Raw genomic sequence first — 13,384 nt, 5'->3', positions numbered from 1 at the left:
GGGGTCTCCTTGCGGTGTTACTGGATCAGCGAGCCGCGCAGCGAGTGCGGTTGCGCCGCGTCGATGTGGACGTCGGCGAACTGGCCGATCAGGGTCGGATTATCGCAGCGGAAGTTGACGATACGGTTATTCTCGGTGCGCCCTTGCAGTTCGCCCGGGTCTTTCTTCGAATAATCGGTCACCAGAATCCGCTGGACCGAACCGACCATTTGTCGGCTGATCTCGAAGCCTTGCTGATTCAAGCGGTGTTGCAAGGCGTTCAGGCGTTCTTTCTTCAATTCTTCCGGGGTGTCGTCGGCCAGATCGGCGGCCGGGGTGCCCGGGCGCTGGCTGTAGACGAACGAGTAGGAAAAGTCGAAACCGACGTCGGCGATCAGCTTCATGGTCTGTTCGAAATCTTTCTCGGTTTCCCCCGGGAAGCCGACGATGAAGTCCGAGCTGATGCAGATGCCCGGTACGGCGGCGCGCAGTTTGCGCAGCTTGGATTTGTACTCCAGCGCCGTGTGGTTGCGTTTCATCGCGGCCAGGATCCGGTCCGAACCCGACTGCACCGGCAAGTGCAGGTGCTTGACCAGTTCCGGCACTTCGGCGTGGGCCTGGATCAGGCTGTCGGAGAATTCCAGCGGGTGCGAGGTGGTGTAGCGGATGCGGTCGATGCCGTCGACCGCCGCGACCACGCGGATCAGTTCGGCCAGGTCCGCCAGGCGACCGTCGTGGGTCAGCCCGCGATAACCGTTGACGTTCTGGCCCAGCAGGGTCACTTCACGCACGCCGTTTTCGGCCAGGTGAATGATCTCGGCAATCACGTCGTCGAACGGCCGGCTGACTTCTTCGCCGCGGGTGTAGGGCACCACGCAGAACGTGCAGTACTTGCTGCAGCCTTCCATCACCGACACGTAGGCGCTCGGGCCGTCGATGCGGGGCTCGGGCAGGTGGTCGAATTTTTCGATTTCCGGGAACGAGACGTCGACTTGCGGCAGCTTGCTGATGCGCGCGGCGTCAATCATTTCCGGCAGACGGTGCAGGGTCTGCGGGCCGAACACCACGTCGACGTACGGGGCGCGATCACGGATCGCCGCGCCTTCCTGGCTGGCCACGCAACCGCCGACGGCGATCACCATGTCCGGGTTGGCCAGTTTCAGTTCGCGCCAGCGGCCGAGCTGGGAATACACCCGGTCCTGGGCGCGTTCGCGGATCGAGCAGGTGTTGAGCAGGATCACGTCGGCATCTTCGGCGCGCGCCGTGACTTCCAGGGCCTGGTGTTCGCCCAGCAGATCGACCATGCGCGAGCTGTCGTACTCGTTCATCTGGCAACCGTGGGTTTCGATGTAAAGCTTCTTGGCCATGGAATAGGGTCGTCACGTGGTTCAAAGAACCGCGCATTATAGGGAACATGTCCCCAGGTTCCTACCGCTGCGCGTCCGGTGGCTATGCTATAGTTCGCGCCCTCATTTTTACCCCGATGTCGTCCGCCCGCCATGACCAAACGCGAAGCTCCAATCTACAAGGTGATTTTCCTCAACCAGGGCCAGGTGTTCGAAATGTACGCCAAGCAGATCTATCAAAGTGATCTGTGGGGCTTCCTGGAAGTGGAAGAGTTCGTCTTTGGCGAGCGCACGCAAGTGGTCGTCGACCCGAGCGAAGAAAAGCTCAAGGCGCAGTTCGAAGGCGTGGTGCGCAGCTTTGTGCCGATGCACTCGATCGTGCGTATCGACGAGGTCGAGCGGCTGGGGACGCCGAAGATCAGTGAAGCCCGTGGCGGCGTTGGCAATGTGATGCCGTTTCCGGTGCCGATGCCCGAGAAGTAAAGCCGGTTTTTATGGAAGTGATCGTTCCCATGCTCTGCGTGGGAATGCCGCCTTCGACGCTCCGCGTCAGTGACGCACAGCGCGGGAACTGTCGTTAGTCAGGGCAGGGGCGAGAACGGCGTACGCCCGTCGGCGCTCTGCAATTCCATCAGGTATTTACGGAAAATTTGCCCGAGCACTTGCGTGGCAGTCTCAAGATCTTCGCGAGACATTTTTTCGGAGACTTCGTCGGCCGTATCCAGCGCATCTTCTGCACCGTTGACCGCCGCCATCTTCAGCACGATGTACGCCTGAATGTTGTTGGCCTGCACACCTTCGCCGTGGAAGAACATGGTGCCGAGCTTGAATTGCGCCTGGGCGTGGCCTTGCAGCGAGGCCTTTTCGAAATAGCTCAGGGCTTGATTGAGGTCGCGCGGCGCATTCTTGCCGTCGTAGTAGAACTCACCCAACTCGTATTGCGCTTGCGCATCCCCCTCATCCGATGCCTTTTGGCAGGCGGCGAGGGCCTGCGTGACATCTTGCGGCTGAGTATTGAGGGTGCAGCGACCCATCGCCGGGATCAACAACGAGTTGCCGCCTGCTTGTGCATGTGCGAGCAGCGGCTGAAGGAGCAACAGGCAGCCCAAGGCAAGGGTGCGGCCGGTGCGGTTCATGGGAATCGACTTACCTCTGAAGGGCGCGCGGACCCGTCGAGGGATCCAATAAGCGCGCATTATGAAATAAGCAGGGCCATCCTTACAAAGTCTTTACTCGATTTTCTGCTGCGCGGGAAATATATCGCCCACTTTATGGGAGATTTTTGGCAGGCGTGTCGGAAAAGGCGTGCGGATGTAGGAGAACGCTGACGCTGGCAATGGCCAACGTCAGCGGCGGGGCGTTTTACTTCAACTTGGCGAAGGCGCGCTCGGCGGCGTCGAGGGTCAGTTTCAGCTCGGCTTCGCCATGGGCGATCGAGGTGAAACCGGCTTCGAAGGCGCTAGGTGCCAGGTACACGCCACCTTCCAGCATCAGGTGGAAGAAGCGGCCGAACAGCGCTGCATCGCTGGCCATCACGTCTTCAAAAGTAACAATGTCGTCGGCACCGCTGAAGTACAGACCGAACATGCCGCCCGCCTGGGTGGTCACGAACGGAATGCCGGCGGCATCGGCGCGCTGTTGCAGGCCGTCGAGCAGGCGCGTGGTGTAGTCGGTCAGTTCGGCGTGGAAACCCGGACGGCTGATCAGGCGCAGGGTGGTCAGGCCGGCGGCCATCGCCAGCGGGTTACCCGACAAGGTGCCTGCCTGATAGACCGGGCCCAGCGGTGCGATGCGCTCCATGATCGAGCGCTTGCCGCCGAAGCAGCCGACCGGCATGCCGCCGCCGATGATCTTGCCGAAGGTGGTCAGGTCCGGGGTTACGCCGTAGTAAGCCTGGGCACCGCCGAGGGCAACACGGAAACCGGTCATCACTTCGTCGAAAATCAGCACCACGCCGTGCTTGTCGCACAGGCTGCGCAGGCCTTCGAGGAAACCTGGCGCCGGCGGTACGCAGTTCATGTTGCCGGCCACGGGCTCGACGATGATGCACGCGACGTCCTGGCCGACTTCGGTGAGCATTTTTTCAACGGCGTCGATGTCGTTGAACGGCAGGGTCAGGGTGTGTTTGGCGAATGCCGCCGGTACGCCGGCGGAGCTTGGCACACCCTGGGTCAGTGCGCCGGAACCGGCCTTGACCAGCAGGCTGTCGGAGTGACCGTGGTAGCAGCCTTCGAACTTGATGATGCTGTCGCGGCCGGTGAAGCCACGGGCCAGACGGATCGCGCTCATGGTCGCTTCGGTGCCGGAGCTGACCATGCGCACCATCTCCATCGATGGCACCAGCGAGCAGACCAGATCGGCCATCTCGGTTTCCATCGCGGTCGGCGCGCCGTAGGACAGGCCGTGCTGCAACTGGTTGCGCACCGCATCCAGCACGTCCGGGTGGCTGTGGCCGAGGATCATCGGGCCCCACGAGCCGACGTAATCCACATAACGCTTGTCGTCTTCGTCAGTGACGTAGGCGCCTTCGGCGTGCTTGAAGAACAGCGGCGTACCGCCGACGCTCTTGAATGCGCGCACCGGCGAGTTCACGCCACCGGGAATGTGTTTCTGGGCGTTGGCAAACAGGGTTTCGGAACGAGACATGATCGGGCTCTCAGACTTTTAGTAATTCATTGAAGGCGCGGGCGCGGCGGGTCACTTCGGCGGTGCTGTCGGCGCCGAACAGGCCATGGACCACGGCCAGCAGATCGACACCGTGGGCCACCAATGGCGCAGCGTTGTCGAGGGTGATGCCGCCGATCGCGCAGATCGGCAGGTGCAGGGTGCGTTTGGCCTCGTCGAGCAGATCGAGGCTGCAACTCGGTGCACCGGGTTTGGTGTTTGAATTGAAGAAGCGACCGAAGGCGACGTAACTCGCGCCTTCTTTGGCGGCCTGCTCCGCCAGTTCAAGCTGCGCGTGGCAGGTCGAACCGATGATCGCCTTGGAGCCGAGCAGGGCGCGGGTCGGCGACAGCGGGCCGTCGGTCTGGCCAAGGTGCACGCCGACGTTCAGGCGTGCGGCCAGTTCGGCGTCATCGTTGATGATCAGTTGCGTCTTGTAGCGTTCGCACAGATCGCGCAGGGCTTCGGCCTCACGCAGACGGCGGGCTTCGTCGCTGCTCTTGTCGCGGTATTGCAGCAGGGTGACGCCGCCTTCCAGCGCCGCCTCCACGTAGGACAGAAACTTGCCGGCCAGCAACTGGCTGTCGGTGATGGCATACAGGCCACGTAGTTTCATCGCGCAGACCTCAGGCTCGGAACATCAGGAACAGAAATCCAGCGGCAGGCGACGCGGCACGAACTGGCCTTTGCCCAGCTGTTCGGCATCGCGCAGGGTGCGCCAGGTGTAATCCAGTGCCGTGCGCACCGCGCTGGCGAGGTTTTCGCCCAGTGCCAGGCGACCGGCGAGGGTGCTGGCCAGGGTGCAACCGGAACCGTGATAGCTGCCCGGCAGGCGCTGGCACTTGAAGGTTTCGCGCAGGCCGTCGCGGCTGTACAGGCGATTGTGGATTTCGGTTTCGTCGCCGTGACCGCCAGTGATCAGCAGGTTCTTGATGTACGGCAACAGTTTTTCAGCGCACTCGTCCGCGGTGCCTTCTGGCAGTTCGGCGAGGATCCGGGCTTCGGGAAGGTTGGGGGTGGCGATGATCGACAGCGGCAGCAGGCGTTCGCGCATGGCGTAGCCGACTTCGTCCTTGCCCAGGCGTCCGCCGCCGCCGGCGCGCAGCACCGGGTCGCAGACCACTGGCAAGTGCGGGTGCGCCTGAAGCAGTTCGACGACGGTGTCGACCATTTCCAGGGAACCGAGCATGCCCAGTTTCACTGCCGCGACTTCGGAATCGTTGAGCACGGCATTGGCCTGGGCCAGTACCCACTCACGGTCGAGGACGCGAAAGTCAGTGACATTGACCGTGTCTTGCACGGTCAGGGCGGTGACGGCCGGAGCCGCATGGCAACCCTGAGCGAGCAGGGCTTCGATATCTGCCTGCAAGCCGGCGCCACCACTGGGGTCGTGGCCGGAGAGACAGAGGACAACGGGGCGTGAGCTGTAGATATTCATGGTGCGCGAGCTTACCACCAAACCTGTTTTTCGGGTGTTGTGGCGCAGCGTCCTGCCGATAACACGGGTAGCGGATCCGCAGTGCTTGTCACAATTTGACCGAGCAAACAGCTCTAGTCCGGCGTTCTGCTCTGGAACGCCCGTTCTAGAGCCTTCGTCGGAAAAATTTCCATGGTGCTCAATGGCCATCAACGGCTATGCTAGAGTGGATCCAAACCAATAACAGGTAATACCGGTTTTACGTCATCTCAAAGGGAATGGGGGGCTTCCTGACACAACCGGCCAAGCCACGCTGGGGCTTCAATGCGCTATTTGTTGATGTTGCTGTTCTGCTTGCCCCTCCTGGCAAGCGCCGTCGAGTTCGACGAGTTCACCCAGAGCCTTCCGCTGGGTCGATCCCTGCAAGTGTTCGAAGACCCGAGCGGTCAGGCGAGCATTGCCGACGTCCGCGCGCAAGCCGCTGCCGGAAACTTCAAACCCCATGACAAAGCCACGCTCAATGCCGGTTATTCGCGCTCGGCGTTCTGGCTGAAGATCGACCTGCATTACCGCCCGACCAATCCGTCGGCGCAGCGCAGCTGGCTGCTGGAACTGGCGTATCCGCCGCTTGATCATCTCGACCTGTATCTGCCCGATGCCGCTGGCGACTACCGTCTGGTGCGGCAGACCGGCGACGCCTTGCCGTTCGCCAGTCGCGAGATCCGCCAGAACAATTACCTGTTCGACCTGGCGTTCAAGGCGGATCAGCAGCGAACCGTTTATCTGCGGTTGTCCAGCGAAGGCTCGATTCAGGCGCCGGTGACGTTGTGGTCGAGCACCGCGTACCTTGAAGACCAGCCGGTGCGCCTCTACGTGCTGGGGATCATTTATGGCGTGCTGCTGGGGATGCTGGTCTACAACCTGTTCATCTACCTGAGCGTGCGCGACACCAGTTACCTCTATTACATCTTCTATATCGCTTCGTTCGGCCTTTATCAGCTGTCGGTCAATGGCGCGGCGGTCGAGTATTTCTGGCCGGACAACCCGTGGTGGGCCAACGCCGCCACGCCGTTCTTCATTGGTTGCGCGGGACTGTTCGGCAGCCAGTTCGCCCGTAGCTTCCTGCAGACCAGGAACCACAGTCGTTGGCTCGATCGTCTGCTGATCGCCTTGATCGTTTTTGGCGCCGTGGTGATCGGCCTGTCGTTGATGACCAGTTATGGCCTGGCCCTGCGTCTGGCAACGACCCTGGCGCTGACCTTTACCGTGGTGATCTTCGCCGCCGGGATCCTGGCCTGGTGGCGTGGTCTGCGGGTGGCGCGTTATTTCATCATTGCCTGGTCGGCGTTCCTGATCGGCGGCATCGTCAACACCATGATGGTGCTGGGCCTGCTGCCGAATGTGTTCCTGACCATGTACGCCAGCCAAATCGGTTCGGCCATTGAAGTGGCGCTGCTGTCGCTGGCGCTGGCCGACCGCATCAACGCGATGCGCGAACAACAGGCGCAGACCCTGTTCGACGCCGGCCAGAAACTTGAAGTGCTTAACCAGCAACTGGCCCACAGCAACAAGCTCAAGGACGAATTCCTCGCGACCCTGACCCACGAACTGCGTACGCCGATGAATGGCGTGATCGGTTCGCTGGAGCTGATGCAGACCGTCGAACTCGATCCGGAACTGGAGCAATATCAGCAGACCGCCGCCGGTTCGGCGCGGGACATGATGCGCATGGTCAACGGCATCCTGACCCTGACCGAATTGCAGGCCGGCAAGCTCAAGGCCACGCCGGGCAGTTTCAGCCTGCGCGGGGTGGTCGAGGCGTTGCGGATTCAGTTCGATGGCAACGCTTCGAGCAAGTCGCTGGACTTCAAGGTCGACGTACTGCCGACCCTGCCGGATCGCCTGCATGGCGACAGCGCCAAACTCGCGCAATGCCTGGAATGCCTGCTGGACAACGCGATCAAGTTCACCCGCGTCGGCGGTCTGGCATTGCGGGTCACCGGCAAACCGTCGACGGACAATCGCCTGGCGCTGTCCTTCGCGGTGATCGACACCGGCATCGGTTTTACCGATCTGGGCGAGGCGACGATGTATCAGCGGTTCTTCCAGCTCGATGGTTCGATGACCCGCGAATACGGCGGGTTGGGTGTCGGCCTGGCGATCTGCCGTCAATTGGTGGAATTGCTCGGTGGCAAGCTCACGCACCGTTCCGAACCGGGGAGTGGCAGCCGCTTTCAACTGGATGTCGAGTTTGAGTTGCCGGAAGTGGAAGCCGTGCCGGCGTTCAGCCGCGACACCGTGCGTGCGCCTCAGGACTGCACCGTGCTGTTGGTGGACGACAACAGCGTCAACCAATTGGTGATGCGCGGCATGTTGCTCAAGCTCGGTTTCCGGGTGCGCACCGCCGACCACGGCGCGGCGGCGCTCGACTGTTTGCAGCGCGAGCGCTTCGATGCCGTGCTGATCGATTGCCAGCTGCCACCGCTCGACGGGGCATCGCTGTGTTGCCAGATTCGTGACCTGCCGGGATGCGCCCATCTGCCGGTGTTCATGATCGCGCTGGGGGCGGATCGCGAGCATTGCGCGTCGGGTGGCTCGATCGATTACCTGAGCAAACCAGTGAAATTCGAGGATCTGCAGGTTGCGATGCAGCGGCGGGTGCTGAGTTACTGATAGGGTGAAAGCGCCGGTATTTAGGCCGATATGACACTTTGATCGGTTCGGGGGCGGTGCTTAACTGAAGCTCTGGCCGATCAAGGAGCCCCGTCATGAACCTGCATCAGTTCGCCGAAACCCACGAAGTCACCAACCAGCCACCGTCGCTCGACGGCACCAACCTGTACCGCATCGACCTGCCGTTGCAGGAGTGGTCGCGGCGGTTCGGCGCCGGCTGGGCCGAGTCGCGGATCGACGCTTACGGCGCGCTGGCCGGCGGGCCGCTGATGGAGGCCGGGTTCCTCGCCAACCAGAACAAACCGGTGTTCGCCAGCCATGACCGCTACGGTCATCGCATCGATCTGGTGGAGTTTCATCCGGCGTATCACGAGCTGATGCGCACCGCCATTGAACATGGCCTGACGTCGCTGCCCTGGGCTCATCCACAGGACGGCGCCCATGTTGCCCGCGCCTCCATGAGCTATCTGCACAGTCAGGCCGAGGCCGGCAGCGGTTGCCCGCTGACCATGACCTTCGCCAGTGTCCCCGCGATGCGTTTGCAGCCGAATCTGGCCGAGCAGTGGCTGCCGAAAATTCTCGCCACCGAATACGACCCGCGCAATGTCGGCATGGCCCACAAGGCTGGCGTGACCATCGGCATGGCGATGACCGAGAAACAGGGCGGCACCGACGTCCGTGCCAACACCACCAAGGCTTATCCGGTCGGCGCCAGCGGCCCGGGCCAGGCCTATGAACTGGTGGGCCACAAGTGGTTCTGCTCGGCGCCGATGTGCGATGCGTTCCTGACGCTGGCGCAGACCGACAAGGGTTTGAGCTGCTTCCTGCTGCCGCGCCATCGCCCGGACGACACGCGCAATCAGTTCTATATCCAGCGCTTGAAAAACAAGCTCGGCAACCAGTCCAACGCTTCCAGCGAAGTGGAGTTCCGTGGCGCACTGGCGTGGATGGTCGGTGAGGAAGGGCGCGGCGTGCCGACCATCATCGAGATGGTGGCCATGACCCGTTTCGATTGCATGGTCGGCTCCAGCTCGCTGATGCGTCAGGCGCTGACCCAGGCCAGCCATCACTGCGCCCATCGCAAGGTCGGCGGCAAACTGCTTAGCGAACAACCACTGATGCAAAACGTGCTGGCCGATCTGGCACTTGAAAGCGAAGCCGCGCTGGCGTTGAGCCTGCGCATGGGCAAGGCGCTGGATCATCTGGACGATCGCCATGAAGCGCAGTTCGCCCGACTGGTGACGGCGGTGGGCAAATACTGGATCTGCAAACGTGCGCCGGGAATGATCAACGAAGCCGCCGAATGCATGGGCGGTGCTGGCTATGTCGAGGAGAGCATCCTGCCGCGGCTGTACCGCGAAGCGCCGGTGAACTCGACGTGGGAAGGCTCCGGCAACGTGCAATGCCTCGATGTGCTGCGCGCCCTGTCGAAGGAACCGGGCGTGCTCGACGTACTGTTCAACGAGTTGGGCGACGGCCATGGCGACAAGCGACTGGCCGCGCACATTCAGCAGTTGCAGGCGCAGTTCAAGGACACCAGTGACATTCAATACCGCGCTCGGCAACTGACCGAAGACATCGCTTTGGGACTGCAAGCGAAGCTGCTGCTGGAGGCCGGGAATTCGGCGGTCAGCGATGCGTTCATCGCCAGTCGCTTGAACGGAGGCGGGCGGGTCTACGGCGCGTTGCCGCGCGGGCTGGATGTCGAAGCCATCGTCGCCCGCTCTACGCCGCAAGGTTTCTGAATAGGGATTGCGACAAAGCCACAACGCCACTGTTTCCGTGACGCCACGATGCAGGCAAGATGAAGCTCTGCAAGTCAGAACACAGGAAGCTGATCGTGACCGAAGCGTTTATTGTCGTTCAAACCGCCGAACAGGCCGTGGATCGTCTCGCCGAGCTGCATGAGCGGGCCACCACGGCGCTGAACTCGGCGCTCAAGCGTTATCTCAAGGATCGCGTCGAGCCCGACGCCGAGCAACGTGCCCTGTTCCGTTATCCCGAACTGCGTCTGACCTACCACTGCCAGGGCGAAGTCCCGCAGACCACCCGCGCTTACGCCAAGGTGCAGTTGCCGGGCACCTACAGCGTGACCGTCACTCACCCGGCAGCGTTTCGCAAATACCTGCTGGAGCAACTAACGCCGCTGATGCACGACTTCACCGTGACCGTCGAAGTCGGCGTCAGCGAGCAGAACATTCCATACCCGTACGTGGTCGAGCAGGGCGATGAACTGGCCGGCTCCGGTGTCACTGCCGCCGTGCTGGCGCGGGTGTTCCCGAGTACCGACCTGTCCGCCGCCACCGATGGCATCGCCGACGGGCTCTACGATTGGGAAAACACCGATCCGCTGCCATTGGCGCTGTTCGATGCGGCCCGCGTCGATTTTTCGCTGCGTCGTCTGGTGCATTACACCGGCAGTGACTGGCGCCATGTGCAGCCGTGGATTCTGCTGACCAACTACCACCGTTATGTCGACCAGTTCATCGTCCATGGCCTGGAGCAACTGCGCCGCGACCCGCGTTTCGTGCGCATGGTGTTGCCGGGCAACGTGATCATCGAAAAAGGCATGGATCACGGTGAAGCGTCGGCGATTGCGGCAGGCGTGGTCTGGCACCGCTACCAGATGCCGGCCTACCACCTGATCGCCAGCGATGGCCACGGCGTGACCCTGGTCAATATCGGCGTCGGCCCGTCCAACGCCAAGAACATCACCGACCACCTGGCCGTGCTGCGTCCGCATTGCTGGTTGATGATCGGCCACTGCGGCGGCCTGCGTCAGTCGCAGACCATCGGCGACTACGTGCTGGCTCACGCTTACATGCGTCGCGACGGAATTCTCGACCGCGTGGTGCCGCCGAACATTCCGATCCCGGCGCTGGCCGAAGTGCAACTGGCGTTGCAGCAAGCGGCGGCCAACATCACCGGCGAGAAAGGCGAAGAGCTGAAAAAACGCCTGCGCACCGGCACCGTGCTGACCTACGACGACCGTAACTGGGAGTTGCGCTGGGCCCAGGAACGACCGCTGATCAACCTGTCCCGCGCCGTGGCGGTGGACATGGAAAGTGGCACCATCGCCGCCCAGGGTTATCGCCTGCGGGTGCCGTACGGCACGTTGCTGTGCGTGTCGGACAAGCCGCTGCACAGTGAAATCAAGCTGCCGGGTTCGGCCAACGCGTTCTACGAGCGTGCGGTCAGCCAGCACTTGAAGATCGGCATCGAAGCGGTGGATCTGTTGCGCACCGAACTCAACTCGCTGCACTCGCGCAAACTGCGCAGCTTCGACGAGCCGCCGTTCCGCTAACGGTTTGTCGTGGTCATTTGGCGGTCGGGGCACTAGCATTAGCAGCCCCGACCGTTAGATGTTCTTTCGCCATGTCCCGTCCTCAACGTCCACCTTCCCGCCGCCCCGGCGCGAAGCCAGCTTCTTCAGCCCCGCGCCGAGTCGCCAAGGCACCACCGGCCGAGCCGAAGCTGATCCTGTTCAATAAACCGTTCGATGTGCTGACGCAGTTCAGCGACGGTGAAGGGCGGGCGACGCTCAAGGATTACATTGATGTTCCGGGCATCTACCCGGCCGGACGGCTGGACCGTGACAGCGAAGGTTTGCTGCTGCTGACCAACGACGGCCAGTTACAGGCGCGGATCGCCGACCCCAAGCATAAACTGGCGAAAACCTATTGGGTGCAGGTCGAAGGCGTGCCGACGGCCGAGCAGTTGCAGCGCCTGCGTGACGGCGTCGAATTGAATGATGGCATGACCTTGCCCGCCGAAGCGCGGCAACTGGACGAGCCCGAACTGTGGCCGCGCAATCCACCGGTACGCTTTCGCGCAACGATTCCGACAACCTGGCTGGAACTGGTGATTCGCGAAGGACGCAACCGCCAGGTGCGGCGGATGACGGCGGCGGTGGGGCTGCCGACGTTGCGGCTGGTGCGGGTCAGAATTGGTGACTGGACGATCGAAGGGCTCGATCAGGGTCAGTGGAAAGAAGTGCCGGCGCGCTTATAAGGCGCCGGATTCGATCAGGCCGATCACCACGCTCTTGATGATGAACGCGGCCACGCCCAGGCCCAGCACGAAGAACAGAATGAACGAGCCGAAACGCCCGGCCTTGGACTTCTTCGCCAGATCCCAGACGATGAAACCCATGAAAATGATCAGGATGCTGACCAGACCGGTCATCATCCACTCTTCAAATACTGCTGGATCCATCGGGTTCTCCGGCACACCTGGGGATAAAAGGGCGCGGCGAGTATACGCCAAGGTATGCGGGGTGGCATTGATCTGGGTCTGATCCGACGACTGGCCCTCACCCTAACCCTCTCCCGGGGGGAGAGGGGACTGACCGAGGTGTCTGGCGTCATACATCGACCTGAAATTTCCAGTCGATTATGGATTCACAGCAGGGCGTTCAGGTCGGCGTACTTCTCGAGCAACCCACCGTCGGCTCCCTCTCCCTCCGGGAGAGGGCTGGGGTGAGGGCAGCTCTTGATCAGCTACGCAGATGAGTCAGCGGCAATTCAGTGCTGTTGAGCACCTGATTCAACACAAAACTCGAGCGCACGCTGGTCACCCCTTCGATCCGCGTCAGATGCCCCAGCAGCAGCTTCTGATAGTGATCCATGTCCGGCACCACCACTTTCAGCTGATAGTCGGCATCCACCCCGGTCACCAGGCTGCATTCCAGCACCTGCGGCAAGGTACGGATCGCCGCTTCGAAGTTCTCGAAACGCTCCGGCGTGTGCCGGTCCATGCCGATCAGCACGTAGGCGGTCAGGCTCAGGCCGAGCATCTTGCGATCGAGCAGGGCGACCTGGCGGGAAATGTAGCCGTCGTCCTCCAGTTGCTTGACCCGGCGCGAGCACGGGGAGGGTGACAGACCGATGCGCTCGGCCAGTTCCTGGTTGGAGATGCGGGCGTCGCGCTGCAATTCCGCCAAAATACTGAGGTCGTAACGGTCGAGTTTGCTCATCAAACGATCCTTTGTCTTAACTATTGCGGCGGATTATCTATCCAGGGTTAAAAATTGCGCAAGTGATGTTTATTTGAGCAATCTTCGCAATCATCTGTCGCAGCTCCGGGCCTATTCTTATCACCAGAATCACTGCTCGGTAACACAGTCCACGCGGCCCGCCCAATCCGGCCTGCCGCGGCCGCCACCCCTACCGGGGTTGTGCCGGCCCCCGAGCTGCACACTGTCCAGAAGACGGCGTGAGGTGAGCCGACGTCAAAAGCGTCGAGCCAGGACGAAGTTCTCTAGAAGGGAGGCCGACGGGTCTCCCTTTTTTCTTGCCCGCGATTT

The 13,384-nt window shown here is 62.0% G+C and carries 12 protein-coding genes; 5 read left to right on the top strand and 7 right to left on the bottom strand.

What is annotated here, in order from left to right:
* Positions 1–17: 17 nt before the first annotated feature.
* Positions 18–1,346, bottom strand: a complete 1,329-nt coding sequence (gene miaB / locus M5G18_RS19950; RefSeq protein ID WP_011336083.1) for a tRNA (N6-isopentenyl adenosine(37)-C2)-methylthiotransferase MiaB — start codon at positions 1,344–1,346, stop codon at positions 18–20.
* A gap of 132 nt (positions 1,347–1,478) precedes the next feature.
* Between miaB and M5G18_RS19945 the strand changes: the two genes are divergently transcribed.
* Entirely contained in the window at positions 1,479–1,808 is a 330-nt protein-coding gene (locus M5G18_RS19945; RefSeq protein ID WP_007958692.1) for a DUF1820 family protein, read from the top strand.
* Between the two features lie 98 nt (positions 1,809–1,906).
* Here M5G18_RS19945 and M5G18_RS19940 read toward each other — a convergent pair whose 3' ends face one another.
* The 4 genes from M5G18_RS19940 to M5G18_RS19925 form a co-directional block, all read right to left on the bottom strand.
* The gene (locus tag M5G18_RS19940; RefSeq protein ID WP_217830152.1) at positions 1,907–2,461 is read right to left on the bottom strand and encodes a tetratricopeptide repeat protein; all 555 of its coding nucleotides are present in this window, start codon (positions 2,459–2,461) and stop codon (positions 1,907–1,909) included.
* A gap of 226 nt (positions 2,462–2,687) precedes the next feature.
* A complete protein-coding gene (gene hemL / locus M5G18_RS19935; protein WP_273897707.1) occupies positions 2,688–3,971 on the bottom strand; it encodes a glutamate-1-semialdehyde 2,1-aminomutase in 1,284 nt (427 codons plus the stop codon).
* Positions 3,972–3,981: 10 nt separating this feature from the next.
* Positions 3,982–4,605, bottom strand: a complete 624-nt coding sequence (gene thiE / locus M5G18_RS19930; protein WP_085608753.1) for a thiamine phosphate synthase — start codon at positions 4,603–4,605, stop codon at positions 3,982–3,984.
* Positions 4,606–4,629: 24 nt separating this feature from the next.
* The gene (locus M5G18_RS19925) at positions 4,630–5,427 is read right to left on the bottom strand and encodes a hydroxymethylpyrimidine/phosphomethylpyrimidine kinase (protein ID WP_007958699.1); all 798 of its coding nucleotides are present in this window, start codon (positions 5,425–5,427) and stop codon (positions 4,630–4,632) included.
* A 303-nt stretch (positions 5,428–5,730) separates the two neighbouring features.
* On the opposite strand from M5G18_RS19925, the gene M5G18_RS19920 reads away from it, so the two are divergent.
* From M5G18_RS19920 to M5G18_RS19905, 4 genes are all read left to right on the top strand, one after another.
* Positions 5,731–8,079 (top strand): hybrid sensor histidine kinase/response regulator, encoded by a 2,349-nt coding sequence (locus tag M5G18_RS19920; RefSeq protein ID WP_273897708.1) that lies wholly within the window; start codon positions 5,731–5,733, stop codon positions 8,077–8,079.
* A gap of 95 nt (positions 8,080–8,174) precedes the next feature.
* On the top strand, positions 8,175–9,824 hold the full coding sequence (locus M5G18_RS19915) for an acyl-CoA dehydrogenase family protein (protein ID WP_273897709.1): 1,650 nt from the start codon (positions 8,175–8,177) through the stop codon (positions 9,822–9,824).
* 59 nt (positions 9,825–9,883) lie between these two features.
* The gene (amn, locus tag M5G18_RS19910) at positions 9,884–11,383 is read left to right on the top strand and encodes an AMP nucleosidase (protein ID WP_162130486.1); all 1,500 of its coding nucleotides are present in this window, start codon (positions 9,884–9,886) and stop codon (positions 11,381–11,383) included.
* 71 nt (positions 11,384–11,454) lie between these two features.
* Entirely contained in the window at positions 11,455–12,090 is a 636-nt protein-coding gene (locus M5G18_RS19905; protein WP_273897710.1) for a pseudouridine synthase, read from the top strand.
* Here the strand turns inward: M5G18_RS19905 and M5G18_RS19900 are convergent.
* Positions 12,085–12,294: a DUF2788 domain-containing protein gene (locus M5G18_RS19900; protein ID WP_003228500.1), complete on the bottom strand. Its 210-nt coding sequence runs from the start codon at positions 12,292–12,294 to the stop codon at positions 12,085–12,087. The two genes, M5G18_RS19905 and M5G18_RS19900, sit on opposite strands and share 6 nt — an antisense overlap.
* 280 nt (positions 12,295–12,574) lie before the next feature.
* Entirely contained in the window at positions 12,575–13,054 is a 480-nt protein-coding gene (locus M5G18_RS19895; protein WP_007909658.1) for an Lrp/AsnC family transcriptional regulator, read from the bottom strand.
* Between the last annotated feature and the right edge of the window lie 330 nt (positions 13,055–13,384).

Source organism: Pseudomonas aphyarum, assembly GCF_028657055.1.
In the GTDB taxonomy this organism is placed as follows: domain Bacteria; phylum Pseudomonadota; class Gammaproteobacteria; order Pseudomonadales; family Pseudomonadaceae; genus Aquipseudomonas; species Aquipseudomonas aphyarum.
The sequence above is the reverse complement of the archived record's forward strand: the minus strand, read 5'-3'. Positions and strand labels throughout refer to the sequence as shown.

Bases quoted from the DNA above. Each gene is read 5' to 3' on its own strand.
- miaB (WP_011336083.1), bottom strand. From the start codon at position 1,346: ATGGCCAAGAAGCTTTACATCGAAACCCACGGTTGCCAGATGAACGAG.
- M5G18_RS19945 (WP_007958692.1), top strand. From the start codon at position 1,479: ATGACCAAACGCGAAGCTCCAATCTACAAGGTGATTTTCCTCAACCAG.
- M5G18_RS19940 (WP_217830152.1), bottom strand. From the start codon at position 2,461: ATGAACCGCACCGGCCGCACCCTTGCCTTGGGCTGCCTGTTGCTCCTT.
- hemL (WP_273897707.1), bottom strand. From the start codon at position 3,971: ATGTCTCGTTCCGAAACCCTGTTTGCCAACGCCCAGAAACACATTCCC.
- thiE (WP_085608753.1), bottom strand. From the start codon at position 4,605: ATGAAACTACGTGGCCTGTATGCCATCACCGACAGCCAGTTGCTGGCC.
- M5G18_RS19925 (WP_007958699.1), bottom strand. From the start codon at position 5,427: ATGAATATCTACAGCTCACGCCCCGTTGTCCTCTGTCTCTCCGGCCAC.
- M5G18_RS19920 (WP_273897708.1), top strand. From the start codon at position 5,731: ATGCGCTATTTGTTGATGTTGCTGTTCTGCTTGCCCCTCCTGGCAAGC.
- M5G18_RS19915 (WP_273897709.1), top strand. From the start codon at position 8,175: ATGAACCTGCATCAGTTCGCCGAAACCCACGAAGTCACCAACCAGCCA.
- amn (WP_162130486.1), top strand. From the start codon at position 9,884: ATGAAGCTCTGCAAGTCAGAACACAGGAAGCTGATCGTGACCGAAGCG.
- M5G18_RS19905 (WP_273897710.1), top strand. From the start codon at position 11,455: ATGTCCCGTCCTCAACGTCCACCTTCCCGCCGCCCCGGCGCGAAGCCA.
- M5G18_RS19900 (WP_003228500.1), bottom strand. From the start codon at position 12,294: ATGGATCCAGCAGTATTTGAAGAGTGGATGATGACCGGTCTGGTCAGC.
- M5G18_RS19895 (WP_007909658.1), bottom strand. From the start codon at position 13,054: ATGAGCAAACTCGACCGTTACGACCTCAGTATTTTGGCGGAATTGCAG.